The 17,574-nt window shown below is 39.5% G+C and carries 24 protein-coding genes; 18 read left to right on the forward strand and 6 right to left on the reverse strand.

The features are described 5' to 3' along the window. Positions 1 to 238 precede the first annotated feature (238 nt). The 3 genes from AR328_RS09205 to AR328_RS22805 all read left to right on the forward strand — a co-directional run bounded on the left by AR328_RS09205 (position 239) and on the right by AR328_RS22805 (position 2,074). A complete protein-coding gene (locus tag AR328_RS09205; protein WP_066293947.1) occupies positions 239 to 1,498 on the forward strand; it encodes a Y-family DNA polymerase in 1,260 nt (419 codons plus the stop codon). Between the two features lie 16 nt (positions 1,499 to 1,514). Then, positions 1,515 to 1,847: a YolD-like family protein gene (locus AR328_RS09210; RefSeq protein ID WP_066293955.1), complete on the forward strand. Its 333-nt coding sequence runs from the start codon at positions 1,515 to 1,517 to the stop codon at positions 1,845 to 1,847. Positions 1,848 to 1,912: 65 nt separating this feature from the next. After that, on the forward strand, positions 1,913 to 2,074 hold the full coding sequence (locus AR328_RS22805; RefSeq protein ID WP_066293960.1) for a malate dehydrogenase: 162 nt from the start codon (positions 1,913 to 1,915) through the stop codon (positions 2,072 to 2,074). Positions 2,075 to 2,107: 33 nt separating this feature from the next. Here AR328_RS22805 and AR328_RS09220 read toward each other — a convergent pair whose 3' ends face one another. Then, entirely contained in the window at positions 2,108 to 2,320 is a 213-nt protein-coding gene (locus AR328_RS09220; protein ID WP_066293962.1) for a CDGSH iron-sulfur domain-containing protein, read from the reverse strand. Positions 2,321 to 2,490: 170 nt separating this feature from the next. On the opposite strand from AR328_RS09220, the gene AR328_RS09225 reads away from it, so the two are divergent. The 3 genes from AR328_RS09225 (at position 2,491) to AR328_RS09235 (ending at position 4,507) form a co-directional block, all read left to right on the forward strand. Then, complete coding sequence (locus tag AR328_RS09225; protein ID WP_066294673.1) at positions 2,491 to 2,820, forward strand: iron-sulfur cluster biosynthesis family protein; 330 nt, start codon at positions 2,491 to 2,493, stop codon at positions 2,818 to 2,820. Between the two features lie 300 nt (positions 2,821 to 3,120). Further along, positions 3,121 to 3,855, forward strand: coding sequence for a polysaccharide deacetylase family protein (locus AR328_RS09230; RefSeq protein WP_066293969.1), 735 nt, complete (start codon positions 3,121 to 3,123; stop codon positions 3,853 to 3,855). Positions 3,856 to 3,994: 139 nt separating this feature from the next. Next, on the forward strand, positions 3,995 to 4,507 hold the full coding sequence (locus AR328_RS09235) for a hypothetical protein (protein ID WP_231734785.1): 513 nt from the start codon (positions 3,995 to 3,997) through the stop codon (positions 4,505 to 4,507). A gap of 27 nt (positions 4,508 to 4,534) precedes the next feature. Here the strand turns inward: AR328_RS09235 and AR328_RS09240 are convergent, their stop codons facing one another. Together AR328_RS09240 and AR328_RS23300 are read right to left on the reverse strand one after the other, a co-directional pair. Continuing rightward, positions 4,535 to 5,461, reverse strand: coding sequence for an alpha/beta hydrolase (locus tag AR328_RS09240; RefSeq protein ID WP_231734786.1), 927 nt, complete (start codon positions 5,459 to 5,461; stop codon positions 4,535 to 4,537). Positions 5,462 to 5,563: 102 nt separating this feature from the next. Next, positions 5,564 to 5,695, reverse strand: coding sequence for a hypothetical protein (locus tag AR328_RS23300; RefSeq protein ID WP_269433515.1), 132 nt, complete (start codon positions 5,693 to 5,695; stop codon positions 5,564 to 5,566). Between the two features lie 157 nt (positions 5,696 to 5,852). On the opposite strand from AR328_RS23300, the gene AR328_RS09245 reads away from it, so the two are divergent. The 5 genes from AR328_RS09245 to AR328_RS09265 are packed head-to-tail and all read left to right on the forward strand — an operon-like array spanning position 5,853 to position 9,190. Then, positions 5,853 to 7,040: an acetyl-CoA C-acetyltransferase gene (locus AR328_RS09245; protein ID WP_066293981.1), complete on the forward strand. Its 1,188-nt coding sequence runs from the start codon at positions 5,853 to 5,855 to the stop codon at positions 7,038 to 7,040. 46 nt (positions 7,041 to 7,086) lie between these two features. Then, entirely contained in the window at positions 7,087 to 7,776 is a 690-nt protein-coding gene (locus tag AR328_RS09250; protein ID WP_066293990.1) for a CoA transferase subunit A, read from the forward strand. A 22-nt stretch (positions 7,777 to 7,798) separates the two neighbouring features. Next, complete coding sequence (locus tag AR328_RS09255) at positions 7,799 to 8,467, forward strand: CoA transferase subunit B (RefSeq protein WP_066293995.1); 669 nt, start codon at positions 7,799 to 7,801, stop codon at positions 8,465 to 8,467. Positions 8,468 to 8,523: 56 nt separating this feature from the next. Beyond that, positions 8,524 to 8,895 carry a VOC family protein gene (locus AR328_RS09260; protein ID WP_066293999.1) on the forward strand — a complete coding sequence of 124 codons (372 nt, stop codon included), beginning with the start codon at positions 8,524 to 8,526 and terminating at the stop codon, positions 8,893 to 8,895. Positions 8,896 to 8,944: 49 nt separating this feature from the next. Then, on the forward strand, positions 8,945 to 9,190 hold the full coding sequence (locus AR328_RS09265; protein ID WP_066294002.1) for a YqkE family protein: 246 nt from the start codon (positions 8,945 to 8,947) through the stop codon (positions 9,188 to 9,190). A gap of 45 nt (positions 9,191 to 9,235) precedes the next feature. On the opposite strand, the gene AR328_RS09270 is transcribed toward AR328_RS09265, so the two are convergent. Both AR328_RS09270 and mciZ read right to left on the reverse strand, forming a co-directional pair. Beyond that, positions 9,236 to 10,147: an aldo/keto reductase gene (locus AR328_RS09270; RefSeq protein WP_066294005.1), complete on the reverse strand. Its 912-nt coding sequence runs from the start codon at positions 10,145 to 10,147 to the stop codon at positions 9,236 to 9,238. A gap of 188 nt (positions 10,148 to 10,335) precedes the next feature. Beyond that, positions 10,336 to 10,470: a Z-ring formation inhibitor MciZ gene (gene mciZ, locus AR328_RS22195; RefSeq protein ID WP_082677178.1), complete on the reverse strand. Its 135-nt coding sequence runs from the start codon at positions 10,468 to 10,470 to the stop codon at positions 10,336 to 10,338. Between the two features lie 76 nt (positions 10,471 to 10,546). Between mciZ and AR328_RS09275 the strand changes: the two genes are divergently transcribed. Further along, positions 10,547 to 11,101: an NUDIX hydrolase gene (locus tag AR328_RS09275; protein ID WP_066294675.1), complete on the forward strand. Its 555-nt coding sequence runs from the start codon at positions 10,547 to 10,549 to the stop codon at positions 11,099 to 11,101. Next, positions 11,098 to 12,261: a TIGR00375 family protein gene (locus AR328_RS09280; RefSeq protein ID WP_066294008.1), complete on the forward strand. Its 1,164-nt coding sequence runs from the start codon at positions 11,098 to 11,100 to the stop codon at positions 12,259 to 12,261. Before AR328_RS09275 ends, AR328_RS09280 begins: the two co-directional genes overlap by 4 nt. Positions 12,262 to 12,605: 344 nt before the next feature. Here AR328_RS09280 and AR328_RS09285 read toward each other — a convergent pair whose 3' ends face one another. Continuing rightward, on the reverse strand, positions 12,606 to 13,175 hold the full coding sequence (locus tag AR328_RS09285) for a GNAT family N-acetyltransferase (RefSeq protein WP_066294017.1): 570 nt from the start codon (positions 13,173 to 13,175) through the stop codon (positions 12,606 to 12,608). Between the two features lie 153 nt (positions 13,176 to 13,328). Here AR328_RS09285 and spoIIM point away from each other — a divergent pair, with 153 nt between their 5' ends. From spoIIM to deoB, 5 genes are all read left to right on the forward strand, one after another. Next, on the forward strand, positions 13,329 to 13,967 hold the full coding sequence (gene spoIIM, locus AR328_RS09290) for a stage II sporulation protein M (RefSeq protein ID WP_066294026.1): 639 nt from the start codon (positions 13,329 to 13,331) through the stop codon (positions 13,965 to 13,967). A gap of 129 nt (positions 13,968 to 14,096) precedes the next feature. After that, positions 14,097 to 14,558: a ferric iron uptake transcriptional regulator gene (gene fur / locus AR328_RS09295; RefSeq protein WP_066294029.1), complete on the forward strand. Its 462-nt coding sequence runs from the start codon at positions 14,097 to 14,099 to the stop codon at positions 14,556 to 14,558. 458 nt (positions 14,559 to 15,016) lie between these two features. Then, positions 15,017 to 15,247 carry a YqzK family protein gene (locus tag AR328_RS09300; RefSeq protein ID WP_066294032.1) on the forward strand — a complete coding sequence of 77 codons (231 nt, stop codon included), beginning with the start codon at positions 15,017 to 15,019 and terminating at the stop codon, positions 15,245 to 15,247. A gap of 7 nt (positions 15,248 to 15,254) precedes the next feature. Beyond that, positions 15,255 to 16,148 (forward strand): site-specific tyrosine recombinase XerD, encoded by an 894-nt coding sequence (gene xerD / locus AR328_RS09305; RefSeq protein ID WP_066294035.1) that lies wholly within the window; start codon positions 15,255 to 15,257, stop codon positions 16,146 to 16,148. A 231-nt stretch (positions 16,149 to 16,379) separates the two neighbouring features. Further along, positions 16,380 to 17,564, forward strand: coding sequence for a phosphopentomutase (deoB, locus tag AR328_RS09310; protein ID WP_066294037.1), 1,185 nt, complete (start codon positions 16,380 to 16,382; stop codon positions 17,562 to 17,564). Positions 17,565 to 17,574 lie beyond the last annotated feature (10 nt).

The following is a 17,574-nucleotide window of genomic DNA, read 5'->3' on the forward strand; positions in this document are numbered from 1 at the left end:
GGTAGAGGAGTCTCTGTCGGATTTGGAATAAATATCCTAAACAGGGACGTTTTATCGATCACACGACCTTTTAGGCGGAAAGGTACATTAAGTCCCCCTTTTTTTAGGGAATTAGTCGTAAAATTTCCATTGAACAAGAACGTATATTCGATTATTATAATGGATATACATAAGAATATACGTTCCCTTTTTCTTTTTCGCAAGGAGCTTGTGTTTTTCTAGGAGGATGGCAAAAGTCATGATTGATTACAGTACGATGCCCAGAAATAAAATATTGTGTGTCGATATGAAGAGCTTTTATGCAAGCTGTTCTGCTGTTATAGAGGGATATGACCCTCTTGAATGCTATCTTGTTGTGGCCGGAAAAAAGGAGCGGAAGGGGAGTGTGGTCCTGGCAGCATCGCCAAAGATGAAAAAGGAATTCGGCATTAAGACGGGAAATCGGCTTTATGAAGTTCCGGATGATCCGCGCATTATTGTTGCGGAGCCGAAGATGGCGACATATTTAAGGATATCGACCGAAATTACTCGTGTATTTAATCGTTACGTTCCGAAAGAAGCGATTCACACGTATAGCGTGGATGAAAGTTTTATAAAGGTGGATGGGGCTTTGCATCTTTGGGGTGATGCTTTTACGATTGCCCAAAAGATAAAGGATGATATTGAGCGCGAGTTTCAGCTGCCATGTGCCATTGGAATTGGACCTAATATGCTGCTGGCGAAGCTTTGTCTTGATTTAGAAGCAAAAAAATTAGAGATTGCTGAGTGGACATATGAGGATGTTCAAACGAAATTGTGGCCGGTCTCTCCGTTAAGGGAAATGTGGGGGATCGGGCGCCGTGTCGAAAAAACGCTGAATGGAATGGGAATCTTCAACGTTGGCCAGCTTGCTCACTATGATTTAGAAAAGCTGGAGAAGAAATTTGGCATTATGGGAAATCAGCTCTACCATCATGCTTGGGGGATTGATCTGTCTGAAATCGGCGCACCGATCATAGAAGGGCAAATTAGTTTTGGAAAAAGCCAAATTTTGCTTAGGGATTATAAAGAAGAGCATGAAATTAAGTCTGTCATTCTTGAGATGTGTGAGGAGGTAGCCAGAAGGGTGAGAAGTCACCGGAAGGCGGGGAGGACGATTAGCTTTGGGATCGGCTACAGCCAGGATGAATTCGGAGGCGGCTTTTACCGTTCGAAAACAATTGCTGAGCCAACAAATGTGACAATGGATATTTATCGTGTATGCATACAGCTTTTTCATCAATTTTATGAAGGAAAAACAGTGAGGCAAATTTCACTCTCCATTGGAAAGCTTGTTGATGATAATGAAATGCAGCTAAATCTTTTTGACAGTAATGGCTGGAAGAAGAGGGAGCTAGGCTACACAGTTGATTACATTAGATCGAAGTTCGGTGCAGGCGCCCTTTTAAGAGCAGTCTCCTATACAAATGCGGGAACAGCCAGGCACCGGGCGACTTTAGTTGGAGGTCATAAAATGTAGTGGAGGAGGGGACTAGATGATTCGGGATCGAGGCAGAATCAAGTGGACGTCCATGATGCTCCCAGAACATGTGAAATTATTGAGAGACTGGACGAAGGAAGATACGTACGACCAAATACGGGACATAGACGAACAAAATTTTGAAAGCATGAACACCGTCATTTCGGAGGCAATGGAATTTGGAAAAAGCGTTGCTGTTACTCATTATCGCCATAAAAATTATGAGCTTGTAATGGGGACTATTCATTTTTGGGATGAAATAAATCAGAAGCTGCATATTGTTGATCGTTTCGAGGAAGTGCACCGGATTCATATTTCTGATATAGCTGATGTGCGGGTTGCGGAATAAAAAAATGGAAATGATTAAAGACCCCTCAGAAGAAGCACCTTAACAAAGAAGGAGGTGTTTGTCGCATGCCAAGAGGAAAAGAGCTCGAACAGCTTCCGATGGCTAATGTCGCTCCGGGTGCAGGGGATGACAGCAGCATGATGGATCGGGAAATTCTGCGGGGGATAACGGAGGAAGAGGAGGTAGCTCCAGCGAAAGTTGGAAGGGAAACGAAAAAACGGGGATAATCTCCCCGTTTTTAATGAACAGTTTCGGTTACACTATACTTCTTCAGATTTCGGTGCACGAACAACAGACTCAAAATTTCCTTTATGAGATCCATCGCAAAATGGTGCTTTAGCGGATCTGCCGCAGCGGCAAAGCGAGAAAGTTTGTTTTGTTTCAAACTTGTTTCCTTCCGCATCAACTAAGTCAACATCCCCCGTAATGCGGTATGAGCCGTTGTCATTCACTTTAATTGTAACTTTTGTCATCTAAATCCATCCCTTCACAAAAATGCCACATTTATCTACCATGTTAAGAGGTAAAGCCATAAAAAGCAAATAAGATGTTTTTTGACACTATTAATAGGAAAAGTGCCATCAATAAGGTGCCTGGAGCGGATTGTGCTACAATAAGGAAAAATAAGGTGGGGAATAAGAAAATGCACATTGAAATAACCGAGGCGGCAGCAAGAAAAATTAAAGAAAGAACAGCCGGAAAAAAAGGCTATTTAAAGCTTAAATACGATACAGAAGGCTGCGGATGTGTTGTAAGCGGGGTAACAGCTCTTTGGCTAGTAAATGAATTAGACGATGATGACCGGGAAATTAAAACAGATATTGGCAGTATTTACATAGAAAAATCAAAAGAAGTCTTTCTTGATGAAAATTTAAAAATAGATTTCTCCGAAAAAGCAAACAGCTTTCAATTGAAAACACCTAATGAATACTTAAATCCAAGGATGAGTTTATTTGATAAGACAGTAGGATAATGAAAAACAAAGCAGACCTGCTAAAAAGGGTCTGTTCAAGAGGAAAACTATCAATAGTAGTAATTTGGCGGACACCAGAGCCGTTAATTATATGAAATTGGGTTAATTCACAATATATGCGGACATGGTTTCCGTTATTTTGTAAAAAGCGATGATTTCCATGAGTTTTTTCGTAAATAGCGTACTCGGTGTCCGCCCAGCCCTTGAATAGGGTCATTTAATGAAAATAGCGGATTCAGTGTCCGTATTAATTTCTCCCTGCCTACTAACAATAATAAGAAAAAGGGCGGGGAGTTTCATATGAAGAAAACTGTCTTATTTTTCATAAGTCTTATTATCTTTTTTCAACCAACACAAGCTTTGGCAGCACAAAAAATACCGATTTTAATTTACCATTCCATTGACGAGTACCATGGCCATGGCTCTAAAGAGCTATATGTAACGCCAAAGAATTTTGAGAAGCAAATGATGTATTTACGGGATCATGGCTACACATTATTAACGTTTGAACGGTGGCAAGATATTCATAAAGTGAAGAAACCCATTTTCATTACCTTTGACGATGGATACAAAAACAACTTAAATGCACTGGCTATTTTTCAAAAGCTAAGAAATGACCAGTTTAAACCAACGGGAACCATTTTTGTTATTTCCGACTTTATTGGCCGCGCCAATCGATTATCACAATCAGACTTGAAAAGTATGGCTGATACGCAAATGTTTTCAATCCAATCTCATACTTCCACCCATCCTGATTTAACGAAAATCACAAATTTTGAATATGAACTGCAAACGTCTAAGGAGAAAATTGAAAAAGTAACAGAAAAACCAGTCATTGCTTTAGCGTATCCGTATGGAGATTTCAATAACAAGGTGATAGAGGAAACAAAGAAATACTATTTATTCGGAATTACAACGACTCCCGAATTATTCTCTGAAAAGGGTATAAAAGATGAATTGTATGTTTTACCGAGAATTTATATTAAGTATTCAACAAGTCTTGAGGAGTTCGCTAGTATCGTGGATGGAAACTAAAGGGGCTGTTCAGAAAGTCAAAAACCTGACTTACTGAACAGCCTCTAGTTATTTTTACCTAAAAAGGTAAAAGTAAGTATGTTTTATAGTCTTTTCACATTAAATGATAAGGACGCAGAGGAACGGAGGGGAAGATAAAGTGAAGCTTAAATGGATCGCTTCTCTTTTGTTTGCGGTCCTGCTATTAACAGCTTGTTCAGGTGCAACAATGGATCGGGTCATAGAAAAGGATATCCCATTTAATGTGAAAGGGGTTGTTCATAAGGAAAAAGTAAAGGATGGAGCCATCTTGCTGTATGTAACGAAACAGAAGAGCAACGGAGAACCGGTTGATGCCGCAACAGTAGCGTTTTTAAAAGGAAATAATCGGGGTGGATGGGAAAATGCGGGGCATAACCATTGGGAACATGAGGAAAACGGCTGGATGACTGTCTATAAGGATGTTTTTTACGAATATGATCATAAGGGGAATATGGAAAACCGCCTTCCTGTTATTTATGGAAAGATTGAACATGAGGATATTCAATCCGTGTTCGTATTCGGGGAAAATGGACAGCTTGAAAATGCTCCTATCTTTGAAAAAGAAGGAGAAAGATACTATATAAAATTGGGAGATTATGAGACGGCGAGAGGAATACTGAAAACAAGGTAATGCCCGAATAAAAAAGGCCTAAGGAAATCAGGCCTTCTTTGTATAAACAAAGTCATTTAAAAACTCGTCAATGGCTTTTTCGTAGTCCTCCCGATTTTCATTTAATGACTGAGCATGAATGCCATTGGGAGCCATGTAAAGCTTTTTGGGCCCCTTTTTCCGTTCATATAAATCATTGGTCATATAAGGCAGAATATAGTCATCTTTTTCGCTGTGAATGAATAATACGGGCTTTTGAATGTTGTCAATCACTGAAATGGGAGATACCTGTTTAATGGAATATTTTTGCCGCAATCGCAAAAACAGATCGGCAATGGGCAGGATGGATGAGGCAGGCAGTTTCATGTCTGATTTTAATCGGTGTGCGAGAAGTTCTTTAAAATCGGAAAATGGGCAGTCAGCAATATAAAAATCCGCTCCATCCTCTAGACTGCCTGCATATAACAGCATCGTTGCCGCACCCATCGATTCCCCGTGAATACCGAGTAAAATATCAGATCCTTTTTCTTCACGGAGCCAATCAACAATCGCTTTTAAATCAAATTTTTCATAATGCCCGAAGCTAGTCGTTTTTCCACCAGACTCTCCATGCCTGCGATGATCGTAAATAACCGTATTAAATCCGCGCTCCAAAAAAAGATTCATATATTTAATGGAGTTCATCTTATTTTCTGTTACTCCGTGTGCAATGATGACGAAGCGATTGTTTGGAAAAGGTTCTGCGATCACGGTTTTAAGAGGATAGCCAAATGGAGAAGGGATGAGCACTTCCGTTTTTGGCAGGCTTTCATATTCGATTGGATTGAGACGCCCGGCTTCTTTTTCCCGGTCAATAATAAATTGATCTTCCTTTTTCTTCATGTACATAAGCCGATTGGTAAAATAAATCCCAATAGATGATAAAAAGAGAATGAAGGATAGAAAGTAACGGATATAACGAAGAAGTCTTTTCAATTTCATCCTCCTCTCAGTCTTTTTCTTTATTTTACCATTTAAATGGAGTTTAAAACATTGATTGTTATTTTAAATGTAAAAAACCGCCCAAGGAGCGGCGGCTTATTGTTCAGAATTCTGGCGTTTTGTAGGATGGGTCGCTTTTTCTAATTCCTCTGCTGCAATTGTAGGGTTAACTGTATCACTGTTTGGCTTTCCTTTTTGACTATGGCCCTTGTCACGCTTTTGACTCATTTCTTCATCCCCCTTCTATGTATTGTTAAGTACACCTAATAAGATGGATAAAGAAGGGCTGGTTTATTCATTAGATAATTTAGGGGAGAAAATTAGAGGATTTTGGCACTATTTAATAGAAGTATAACTCATAAGATGAACAGGAAGGATGAGTAGGATGTCAAAAACAGAAGTAGTCATTGTCAGCGCAGTTCGCACAGCAATAGGGAGCTTTAATGGCAGTTTAAAGGACGTATCCGCTCCTGAATTAGGTGCAATTGCGATTAAAGGAGCACTTGAAAAGGCGGGAATTAAGCCTGAGCAGGTGGATGAGGTAATTCTTGGAAACGTATTGCAGGCAGGTCTTGGACAGAACCCTGCAAGGCAAGCGGCACTTAAAGCGGGGCTTCCTGAAAGCGTTTCCGCGATGACCATAAATAAAGTATGCGGATCTGGACTAAAGGCTGTTCATCTGGCAACACAGGCGATTTTGGCAGGAGATGCTGACATTGTGATTGCTGGTGGAATAGAGAACATGAGCCAGGCGCCTTACATATTAAAAAATGCACGAAATGGGTTTAAAATGGGCAATCAGCAGCTATTAGATACGATGGTTTCTGACGGACTGACATGTGCTTTTAATAATTATCATATGGGAATCACTGCGGAAAACCTTTGTGATCAATATGAGCTTAGCAGGGAAGAGCAAGATGAGTTTGCTGCAGCAAGCCAACTAAAGGCGGTAACGGCTATTGAAGAAGGCAAGTTTAAGGACGAAATCGTTCCTGTTGAGATTCCGCAAAGAAAGGGAGATCCGATTGTATTTGATACGGATGAATACCCGAAAAAAGGAACAACTGCTGAAAAATTAGCGGGACTAAGACCGGCATTTAAAAAAGACGGCAGTGTCACAGCAGGAAATGCTTCGGGCATTAATGACGGTGCTGCGGTTCTAATCGTTATGAGCAGGGAAAAGGCTGATGAGCTAGGGATCAAGCCACTTGTTGCAATTAAAGGGAATGCAAGTGCAGGGGTGGACCCAAGTATTATGGGCATAGGGCCAGTAAAGGCGGTAAAAAAGGCACTTGAAAAAGCATCTGTTTCAATGGAGGAATTAGATTTAATTGAAGCAAATGAGGCGTTTGCAGCACAATCACTTGCTGTAGGCAGAGAGCTTCAATTTAATAAAGAGATTCTGAATGTAAATGGAGGAGCCATTGCATTAGGGCATCCAATAGGTGCAAGCGGTGCCAGAATTCTAGTGACATTAATTCATGAGATGAAAAAGCGTCAGGCGAAAAAAGGACTTGCCACATTATGTATCGGCGGGGGACAGGGTGTTGCTACCGTAGTAGAACTAGTTTAATGGTAAAGCCTAAATTATACGTTCTCGAATGAGAGGAGAGAATGACATGAAAACAATTTGTACTTCCTTTAACGAAGCAGTGAAGGATATTCATGATGGCGCTGTTTTAATGGTTGGCGGCTTTGGACTTTGTGGAATCCCGGAAAATTTGATTCTAGCACTAGTTGAGAAGGGTGTTAAAGATTTAACGGTTATTTCGAATAACTGTGGGGTGGATGAATGGGGTCTTGGGCTTCTATTAAAAAATAAACAGATTAAGAAAATGATAGGCTCCTATGTGGGGGAAAATAAAGAGTTTGAAAGACAGGTGCTTTCCGGTGAAATTGAAGTAGAACTTCTGCCTCAAGGGACGCTGGCAGAAAAAATTCGTGCTGGCGGTGCTGGGATCCCGGCTTTTTATACGCCTGCAGGAGTAGGTACCCCAATTGCTGAGGGGAAGGAAACAAAGATTTTTAACGGAAAAGAATATTTGCTTGAAGAAGCACTAGTCGCGGACTTCAGTTTAGTAAGGGCTTGGAAAGCTGATAAAATGGGCAATCTTGTTTATCACAAAACGGCGAGAAACTTTAACCCGATGATTGCCGCTGCAGGAAAAGTAACGATAGCTGAAGTGGAAAATCTGTATGAAATCGGTGAGCTAGATCCGAATCATATTCATACTCCTAGCATTTATGTGCAAATGCTCATTGAAGGGATTCAGGAAAAACGCATTGAAAGACTGACGTTAGCGAAATAATTTACGGGAAGGAGAAGTTGCCATGAGTAACGATAAAGCAGGAGTTCGTGAAAAAATTGCCCGAAGAGCCGAAAAGGAAATTGAAAATGGCTTTTATGTGAATCTAGGTATTGGAATGCCAACGCTCGTTGCTAACTATATTTCAAGTAATAAGCAAGTCGTGCTTCAATCTGAGAATGGTCTGCTTGGCATAGGCCCTTACCCTTCTAAAGAGGAAGTGGACCCAGATTTAATAAATGCTGGCAAAGAAACAGTGACAGCTATTCCAGGTGCTGCTTATTTTGACAGTGCTGAATCCTTTGCCATGATCCGTGGAGGGCATGTCAATATTGCGATTCTCGGAGGAATGGAGGTCTCTGCAAACGGGGATCTCGCAAACTGGATGATTCCAGGCAAGATGATTAAAGGAATGGGCGGTGCGATGGATCTCGTTCACGGCGCGGGAAAAATTATCGTCATCATGGACCATACGAATAAAAACGGGGAGTCGAAAATCCTAAAACGATGCACACTCCCATTAACAGGCAAGGCAGTTGTCAATCGGATTATTACGGAGAGAGCGGTCATTGATGTAACGGACTCAGGACTTAAGCTTGTGGAAGTGGCTAAGGGCTACACTGTTGAGGAGGTTGTCCAATCAACTGAGGCTTCTTTACAGGTAGACGATCATGTTCTAACAGACGCTTATTAAATTTTAGGGGCACAGTTATCAATGGCTGTGCTTTTCCTAATTAAAGGAGAGATACGATGACATTCGGATTTAAAGGAATTGATCATATTCAATTAGCGGCACCAAAAGGCTGTGAGGAGCAGGCAAGATTATTTTTCGGAGAAATCCTCGGTCTAGAAGAAATACCGAAGCCAGAAAATCTCCAAAAGCGGGGAGGATGCTGGTTTTTATGTGGAAATCAGGAAATACATATAGGGGTGCAAGAAGACTTTCTTCCAGCAAAAAAAGCGCACCCTGGCTTAGTTGTAGAGAACTTAGAGGACCTGCGAAGTACATTAGAAATGAAAGGATGCAAAATTAAAGAGGAGCCGCCAATCGAAGGAAGAAATCGCTTTTTTGTCGATGATCCATTCGGCAATAGAATTGAATTTCTAGAGTTTGTAAAATAAGTAAGTATGATATAATTGGTGACAAAATTAATTTTATGAGGGGATTTCGATGAAAAAGAAAAAGCAGCACTCCCAGCCTAAAAAGGATGATAAACCAATTACACTTGGAGATATGCTAAACCAAGAATTAATGGCAAAATTAAAAGACACGAAGCAGGAATTAAAAGCAGCAGAAGATAAGCAAAAAGAAGAGGAAGAGCAAAGAAAGAAAGAAGAAAGAAGATTACGGGAAAAAAACAAAAGCTTTGAAGAATTGCTTGGTGAAAGCAATCTTAATTGGAAGGAATATAAATAGGGTCTAAAAAAATCGCTTAAATTCAAGCGATTTTTTTAATGCTTATTATCTATGCTGTTCATACAAACTCATTTTTGTGATTGATTTTATAATGGAGAGCTCATCTTCTGATAATGGATTTGCCATAATGGCTTTTACGTTCTCCTTAATTTGTTGAACACTGCTTGCTCCCGCGATAACGGACGAAACAGCAGAATCAGCTAAATTATATTGCAAGGCAATTTCTGTCATGGAACGGGTATGAGAAAGTTTTTCCCGCAAGAGCGGAATCGTTTCCTGTAATTCTTCCAGCTGAAAGTCTAAATAGCCTTTTTCCGATGCTTTTTCTAACATTTTATCGCTTAAGATCCCCTTTGCAAGAGGTCCGCGCGTAACAGCTCCAATTCCATTTTTCTCAAGAAGCGGCAGCACTTCCTCTTCTGGCCGGCGATCTAGAATACTGTATTGAATCATGACTGAAACAAGATTCGATTTATTTACATATTCACGAATGACATTAGGCCGAATAGAGGATATTCCATAAAAGCGAATGAAACCTTCTTTTTTTAACTCTTCGAATGCTTCAATCGTTTCATCGATTGGATCCTCGATCGTCCCGCCATGAAGCTGGTATAAGTCAATATAATCCGTACCTAGTCTGCTTAAGCTTGCTTTGACAGCTTCCTTTATATACTTTTTAGAAGGGTCCCAGCTCCAGCTATCTTTGTTATCATTCCAGCGGTTTCCAGCCTTCGTAGCAATAATGACCTTATCCCTGACATGGCGGAGAGCCTGCCCAACAATTTGTTCGTTTGTTCCGAAATCATATAAGTCAGCTGTATCAAAGTAGTTAATCCCTGCTTCTAATGCAGCTTCGATGATTTCTTCCGCTTTTTTTGCATCCGTGCCGAGAGACATACACCCGAGTCCGAGCTCACTTACATATAAATCCGACTTGCCCAACTGTCTTTTTTTCATAAAAACAACCTCGATTTCACCTTTTCTTTTTATTTTAACGAAAGAAAAGGGTGGATCACAAATAAAGTGGACTTTTTTTGTAATAATAAGTTAAATCCGGACTTCGTAAATAAATCTGTTGCTTGCACAAATAAACTGTCACTTTCGCAATTAAATCTTCAACTATCGCAAATAAATCTCAGCTACCTTTATGAAGAGGTCTTTTTCAGTTCAACCCAGTCTTTTATCAAGCGATAGTCCTTGCTGTAAACCTTTAGCTTCTCCCTAATTTCCCATGCTTTTCCGACTAAGATGACACCCTTCTCGTGAACATATATTTTCATGTCATATTCCCCCAATTAAAGTATGATAATATGTATGAGTACACTTAATCGGAATAGAACAGGAGTGGCTGGAATGATGAGTCGCCTAGAAGAAAAAACAACCAATATTGAAAAAATATTTACTGGAAAAGTGATTAGTCTGCAAGTAGAGGATGTCGAGCTGCCAAACGGAAATATGTCCAAGCGAGAAGTCATTAAGCATCCTGGGGCAGTAGCGGTGCTTGCATTAACAGATGATGAAAAAATTGTCATGGTGGAGCAATATCGAAAAGCATTGGAAAAGATAATTGTTGAAATTCCTGCTGGAAAACTTGAAGCAGGAGAGGATCCAGAAGTTTGTGCAAAAAGAGAGCTTGAAGAAGAAACTGGTTATGACTGCAAAGAAATGGAATGGCTCATTTCCTTCTATACTTCTCCTGGATTTGCCGATGAAATCATTCATTTATACATTGCAAAAGGCTTGGAAAAGAAGGAAAATGCAGCATCACCAGATGAGGATGAGTTCGTGAATTTGCTTGAGGTGACACTTGAAGAGGCTGAACAGCTTTTGAAAGAACAGAAAATATATGATGCCAAAACTGCATATGCTATTCAATATTTGCAACTTCAAAAGGTGTTGAAAAGTAAATGAAGGATTACTATTCAGATTTACATATACATATTGGCCGCACGATGACAGGGAAGCCGGTAAAAATAACAGGGGCAAAATCTCTTACATTTACAAATATTATTGAACATGCGCGAAATGAAAAAGGGTTAAACATGATTGGGATTATTGATTGTCATTCCCCGGAGGTTATTCTTGAAATTGCTCAGCTCATGGAAACAGGAGACGTGATCGAGCATCAAGACGGCGGCTTACAATACGGGGATTTAACCATAATCCCTGGCTCTGAATTGGAAATTTACGACGAGAACTGTCAGGGACCTATTCATGTACTTTGTTATTTTCCTAACTTAATGATCATGAGAGAATTTTCACAATGGCTTTCTAACCACCTAAAAAATATTACTCTTAGCTCGCAGCGAATTTATGCTTCCGGACGTGAGCTTCAATCAAAAGTGAAGGAATTGGGTGGTTTATTTATCCCGGCCCATGTGTTTACACCTTTTAAAAGCCTTTATGGAAAAGGGGTTCACAGATCTTTAGAGGAAGTGTTTGATAAAAACCAAATTGACGCCATTGAACTTGGCTTAAGTGCAGATACGGCGATGGCTGATCAGATTCAGGAACTTCATAAGTATTCATTTATAACAAATTCTGATGCACATTCCTTAAAGAAAATTGCCAGGGAGTATCATGTCCTTCAAATGGCTGAACCTTCTTTTCTTGAATTGGAAAAGGCGTTAAAAGGAGAGGAAGGGCGCAGAATTAAAGCAAACTACGGCCTAGATCCGCTTCTTGGGAAGTACCATCAGACCGTTTGTTCTCAGTGCTTTGCCCCATTTGATCCGAATCATAATGAATGTATAAATTGCGGAAGTACAAAGTATATTAAAGGGGTAGCCGACAGAATTGCTGAATTAAAAACAGCAAGTGAATCTCCAAATAATCGGCCCCCATATGTACACCAAGTTCCACTGGAGTTCATTTCGGGGCTTGGTCCAAAAATGCTTCAAAAATTACTTGATCACTTTGGCACTGAAATGGCCATCTTGCATGAGGTTCCAATAGAAAAATTAAGTGAAATCATACCTGCGAAAACAGCCGAACTCATCGTAAAGGCCAGAGAAGGAAAACTGAGTCTTACAGCAGGCGGCGGCGGTAAATACGGGAAAATTGCTGATTAAAAATAAAACGAGGCATTGGTTCCCGCTTCGTGGGTTTAGAGCAGTTAGCGGTCATCAATAGTCTCCTTTGGTGCCCGCTCTTGTCTAAAAAAGTCAGCGACGGTCACCAATCACGGGCATTGGTTCCCGCCTCGTGGGTTTTAAGCGGTTAGCGGTCATCAATAGTCCCTTTAGGTGCCCGCTTTTGTCTAAAAAAGTCAGCGACGGTCACCAACCACGAGCATTGGTTCCCGCTTCGTGGGTTTAGAGCAGTTAGCGGTCATCAATAGTCTCCTTATGTGTCCGCTCCTGCCTAAAAAGTCACCGACAATCACCAAACACAGGATTTTTTTCAATTGAATAAATCAATAACTTTTCCTCACCTTAGCAAACACACAAGTATCCCTTAGCTCTTTTCCATCAGCGCTCAGATCATTATTCACTAAAATGCCTTCTAACCGGAATCCTAATTTTTCTGGAATCTTTCTGCTGCTGATATTCTTCGAGTCACAGCGAATTTCAATTCGGTTTGCTTCTAAAGCGCTAAAAGTAAAATCAACTAACCCGCTAACTGCTTCTGTTATATACCCATTTTTTTGATGGCGGGAATCACACCAGTAGCCAATTTCAAATTTTCGGACATCCCAATTTATTCGATGCAAGCCTGTCGAACCAACGAAAACGTCATCTTCTTTTCTGAAAATATGAATTCGAATATCTTCCCTCGATAAAAATTGAGAATAAGATTTACGAATATTTATTTCGACATCATCTAACGATTGTTCTTTGTTAGCAAAAGGAAGCCATTGCTTCAAATCCTCAATAGAAGCCTGAATGGATTCATGAACGGTTTTACCATCCCCGGGCATACAAATCCGCATATAAATTCTCTCAGTTTCAATTCTATCCGGAAATTCAATTAATACTGGATCCATCGCTAAATTCCCCCCCTGTATTTGAAGAGCCAATTTTGATTATTATAATGTAAAATTCAAAAAGTTCAACATATTTTTTCTCCTCTAATTTTGTCATACAGCTGCAGGACAAGCATACAATTTAATAACAGAATTGTTGCAGGAGGAAGAGCAATGAGAAAAAAAATGTACCAGAACGTCATCGCAACCCATTTTCGTGAGCATTCCTCAATTTATTTGTTTGTGATTGTTTTATTTCTAATGGGTGTTATTTTCGGGGCCATCGTTGTCAACAGTTTAAGCTTAACGCAAAAGGAAGATTTATTCTTTTATTTATCCCAATTTTTCAGCCAAGTTTCTAATGAGGAAGTTGCAACCACGAAAGATCTCTTCAAACAAAGTCTCTTTCATAACATGAAATTTATTGGGTTAATGTGTATTTTAGGAATTTCGATTATCGGTCTTCCAATCATCCTCATTCTTCTATTTATGAAAGGGATGGTTGTTGGATTTACCGTTGGATTTTTAGTTAACCAAATGGAATGGAAAGGATTTTTATTGTCGTTTGTTTCTGTTTTGCCGCAAAATCTAATCATCATTCCGATATTTATCATCTCTGCAACAATAGCCGTTTCTTTTTCATTAAAAATGATAAGCAGACAATTTATGAAAAAACTTGGGCCGCCGGTCATGCCTTTGTTTGGAAAGTATATGATCTCATTTGCTCTCGCCCTCGTGTTTTTATGCTTAGCTGCTGGGATTGAGGCCTTTTTATCTCCTGCCTTAATGAAATCGGTGATAAATTCATTATAATGACAGAGTTATTTTAAATAATTCCAATTTAATAATGATTATCTTTGCTTAATTGTAATAATTTTATTTTGAATCTACTCGCGTTTCTGCTATAATGAGAATGTGTAAGTGGGCGAGGAGGACTTCAGAATGGAAAGCAGAATTGATAGAATAAAGAAGCAGTTGCATTCGTCTAGCTATAAATTGACGCCTCAGCGTGAAGCAACCGTTCGCGTATTATTAGAGCATGAAGAGGATCATTTGAGCGCGGAAGATGTCTACCTCCTAGTTAAAGAAAAATCGCCTGAGATAGGCCTAGCAACTGTATATAGAACACTTGAATTGCTAACGGAACTTAAAATTGTCGATAAAATCAATTTTGGTGATGGGGTATCCCGCTATGACCTTCGCCAAGAAGGGGCAGCACATTTCCATCATCATTTAGTTTGTATTGAATGCGGGGCAGTGGATGAAATTCAGGAAGACCTACTTGAAGATGTAGAAGAAGTCGTTGAACGTAGATGGAACTTTAAGATTAAGGATCATCGCCTTACTTTCCATGGAATTTGCCACCGCTGTCATGATAAAGATAATAATGAAGAAAGCGAATGACAATTAGATAAGGCAGTTCAGTAAGGATTGTAAATAGCATATTTATCAGCAGACCAAATCGTATCTGATTTGGTCTTTTATATTTATTTTACAACAAGAATCATATGAACTAACAGCGAGATTACTATTATGGTCATCTTTGCGGACACGAGTTCCGTTAATCGCAACAAAATGGTTAATTCCTTATGTTTGCGGACACAGCTTCCTCTATTTTGCAAAAAAGCAGTGATTTCCTTCTAAAATTCGTGAATAGCGTACCCAGTGTCCGCTTAGACCTTAAAATAAGGCTTTTTAATAAAATAAAGGATTCAGTGTCCGCATTAATTTTTCCGAAATCGCATTTAACTGAAAATTAACATTCAATAATCAGTAACTAGGTTTAATTAGCTTGAAATAGGTATATTTCTTGTCCAATATGGCATAACCTTTACTATTAAGGTTTTGTGGGGGAAAATAGAATGGTATCTTGGCTAAAAATTGCATTTCAAACGATAAAGGTATTCGTGCTTTTCACAGGATGCACAATCCTTTTTTATTATGGTATTATGTGGTTAAATGAAGAATATCAGGATTATCACCGGTATGATGAGCCAAAGGGCGCGGCTGTGAAGGTTTCCGCAAGTGCAAACAGCAATGAGCCTTCAAACTGGCTGAACCGGTTAATTCTTTTCTATTTAAATGGGGAGTAGAGTCATCATGGAGGACGAGCTTAAAGATTTTATTCATTATTTAATCGTTGAAAAAGGTCTCGCAAGAAATACAATTGTTTCTTATGAAAGAGATTTGAAAAGCTATACGAAGTACTTAAAGAATGTAGAAAAGCTGACATCTCTAAATGAAGTTCAGCGCACTCAAATCATTCATTTCCTAGGGCTATTAAAAGAGCAGGGGAAATCATCGAAAACAATGGCAAGACATGTTGCCTCCATTAGGGCATTTCATCAATTTCTTCTCCGTGAAAAAGCGGCTGATCATGATCCCTCTGTCCACATAGAATCTCCGCAGCATGAGCGATCTCTGCCAAAGGTGTTAAACATGCGAGAGGTTGAGATTTTACTAGATTCACCTAAAGCAAACGACCATTTCGGAATTCGTGACAAGGCTATGCTCGAGCTCCTTTATGCAACCGGCATTCGTGTCAGTGAATTAATTGGATTAAATATGGGCGATGTGCATATTACGATGGGATTTGTCCGCTGTATTGGAAAAGGAAATAAAGAGCGAATCATTCCAATTGGAAAAACGGCAGCAACAGCTCTCAATCAATATTTGCAAGAAGGAAGAAACTATTTTGTCTCCAAAAAAGCTCAGGACGATGCATTTTTTCTCAATCATCATGGTAAAAGACTAACAAGGCAAGGATTTTGGAAAATACTTAAACGTTTGGCAGCAGAAGCAGGAATCGAAAAGGATTTAACCCCACATACGTTAAGACATTCCTTTGCTACTCATCTTCTTGAAAATGGCGCCGATTTACGTGCTGTCCAGGAAATGCTTGGACATGCGGACATCTCAACTACGCAAATTTATACACATGTGACGAAAACTAGATTAAAAGATGTATATAGTCAGTTTCATCCGCGCGCTTGATATAAAGAGCTTACGGCCCGGTAATCTAAATAGCTCCATAAAAGCTGTCAAATTAATTGGCAGCTTTTTCTTTTATTTTTTGCTTTCCTTATGTAAAATATAGATGTCAGACTTCTGACGAATGAAAAGAAAAATTGTGTTAATCACAAATAGAAAGGGCAACCTTAAATATAGTAAAAAAACAGATCGACTTTTGTTGTAACCGCATTCATGAAACTAGGAGGAATGAATATGTCATCATTCGCGTATAAAAGAATATTCGTCATCGTCATGGATTCTGTTGGAATTGGTGAAGCACCTGATGCAGAAAAATTTGGGGATATCGGAGCAGATACACTCGGTCATATTGCTGATAAAATGAATGGGCTAAAAATGCCGAATATGGCTAAGCTCGGGCTTAGTAATATTCGTGAAATTAAAGGCATCGAAAAAGCTGACAAACCGCTTGCTTATTATACAAAAATGCAGGAAGCGTCAAATGGAAAGGACACAATGACAGGCCACTGGGAAATAATGGGGCTAAATATTCAAACACCATTTCAAGTTTTCCCAGATGGTTTTCCAGATGAGCTTATTTCCGAATTAGAATCACGTACTGGAAGAAAAGTAATTGGCAATAAACCTGCAAGCGGAACGGAAATTATTGTAGAGCTTGGGGAAGAGCATATGAAAACAGGGGCTCTCATCGTCTATACTTCAGCTGATTCAGTCTTGCAAATTGCGGCCCATGAAGAAATTATTCCGATTGATGAGCAATATCGGATATGCAAAATTGCCCGTGAATTAACTTTAGATGAAAAGTATATGGTCGGCCGGGTGATTGCCAGACCTTTTATCGGCAAACCAGGGAATTTCCAAAGAACTTCAAACCGTCATGATTATGCGCTAAAGCCATTTGAACGGACAGTTATGTCTGAACTGAAGGATGCTGGCTTGGATGTAATTGCGATTGGAAAAATTTCCGATATTTTTGACGGAGAAGGGGTAACTGAATCTCTGCGCACCGTTTCAAATATGGACGGCATGGATAAGTTATTGCAATCATTCGATATGGATTTTACAGGTTTAAGCTTTCTGAATCTTGTTGATTTCGATGCACTTTATGGACATCGTCGTGATCCAATTGGCTATGGCAAAGCGCTTGAAGAATATGACGAGCGACTACCCGAAGTATTTGCCAAAATGCAAGAGCATGATTTATTAATTATTACTGCAGATCATGGAAACGATCCAGTCCATCATGGAACAGATCATACGAGAGAATTTGTGCCGCTTTTAGTGTATGCAAAAAATATGGGAGAAGGTAGAGAGCTTCCCATTAGGAAAACCTTTGCAGATATTGGTGCTTCCGTCGCAGAAAATTTCCAAGTTAAAATGCCAGCATACGGAAAAAGTTTCTTAACAGAATTAAAATAGGAGGAAAATC

Source organism: Bacillus sp. FJAT-29937 (assembly GCF_001509555.1).
Taxonomy (GTDB): Bacteria; Bacillota; Bacilli; order Bacillales; family Cytobacillaceae; genus Cytobacillus.

Excerpts from the sequence above, each read along its gene's own strand:
- AR328_RS09205 (WP_066293947.1), top strand. The coding sequence starts at position 239 with ATGATTGATTACAGTACGATGCCCAGAAATAAAATATTGTGTGTCGAT.
- AR328_RS09270 (WP_066294005.1), bottom strand. The coding sequence starts at position 10,147 with ATGAAAAAAAGACAGTTGGGCAAGTCGGATTTATATGTAAGTGAGCTC.
- AR328_RS09260 (WP_066293999.1), top strand. The coding sequence starts at position 8,524 with ATGACATTCGGATTTAAAGGAATTGATCATATTCAATTAGCGGCACCA.
- deoB (WP_066294037.1), top strand. The coding sequence starts at position 16,380 with ATGTCATCATTCGCGTATAAAAGAATATTCGTCATCGTCATGGATTCT.
- AR328_RS09280 (WP_066294008.1), top strand. The coding sequence starts at position 11,098 with ATGAAGGATTACTATTCAGATTTACATATACATATTGGCCGCACGATG.
- xerD (WP_066294035.1), top strand. The coding sequence starts at position 15,255 with ATGGAGGACGAGCTTAAAGATTTTATTCATTATTTAATCGTTGAAAAA.
- AR328_RS09220 (WP_066293962.1), bottom strand. The coding sequence starts at position 2,320 with ATGACAAAAGTTACAATTAAAGTGAATGACAACGGCTCATACCGCATT.
- AR328_RS23300 (WP_269433515.1), bottom strand. The coding sequence starts at position 5,695 with ATGAGTCAAAAGCGTGACAAGGGCCATAGTCAAAAAGGAAAGCCAAAC.
- AR328_RS09250 (WP_066293990.1), top strand. The coding sequence starts at position 7,087 with ATGAAAACAATTTGTACTTCCTTTAACGAAGCAGTGAAGGATATTCAT.
- AR328_RS09245 (WP_066293981.1), top strand. The coding sequence starts at position 5,853 with ATGTCAAAAACAGAAGTAGTCATTGTCAGCGCAGTTCGCACAGCAATA.
- AR328_RS09225 (WP_066294673.1), top strand. The coding sequence starts at position 2,491 with ATGCACATTGAAATAACCGAGGCGGCAGCAAGAAAAATTAAAGAAAGA.
- AR328_RS09210 (WP_066293955.1), top strand. The coding sequence starts at position 1,515 with ATGATTCGGGATCGAGGCAGAATCAAGTGGACGTCCATGATGCTCCCA.
- AR328_RS09265 (WP_066294002.1), top strand. The coding sequence starts at position 8,945 with ATGAAAAAGAAAAAGCAGCACTCCCAGCCTAAAAAGGATGATAAACCA.
- AR328_RS09285 (WP_066294017.1), bottom strand. The coding sequence starts at position 13,175 with ATGGATCCAGTATTAATTGAATTTCCGGATAGAATTGAAACTGAGAGA.
- AR328_RS09275 (WP_066294675.1), top strand. The coding sequence starts at position 10,547 with ATGAGTCGCCTAGAAGAAAAAACAACCAATATTGAAAAAATATTTACT.
- AR328_RS09300 (WP_066294032.1), top strand. The coding sequence starts at position 15,017 with ATGGTATCTTGGCTAAAAATTGCATTTCAAACGATAAAGGTATTCGTG.
- AR328_RS22805 (WP_066293960.1), top strand. The coding sequence starts at position 1,913 with ATGCCAAGAGGAAAAGAGCTCGAACAGCTTCCGATGGCTAATGTCGCT.
- spoIIM (WP_066294026.1), top strand. The coding sequence starts at position 13,329 with ATGAGAAAAAAAATGTACCAGAACGTCATCGCAACCCATTTTCGTGAG.
- AR328_RS09255 (WP_066293995.1), top strand. The coding sequence starts at position 7,799 with ATGAGTAACGATAAAGCAGGAGTTCGTGAAAAAATTGCCCGAAGAGCC.
- fur (WP_066294029.1), top strand. The coding sequence starts at position 14,097 with ATGGAAAGCAGAATTGATAGAATAAAGAAGCAGTTGCATTCGTCTAGC.
- mciZ (WP_082677178.1), bottom strand. The coding sequence starts at position 10,470 with ATGAAAATATATGTTCACGAGAAGGGTGTCATCTTAGTCGGAAAAGCA.
- AR328_RS09230 (WP_066293969.1), top strand. The coding sequence starts at position 3,121 with ATGAAGAAAACTGTCTTATTTTTCATAAGTCTTATTATCTTTTTTCAA.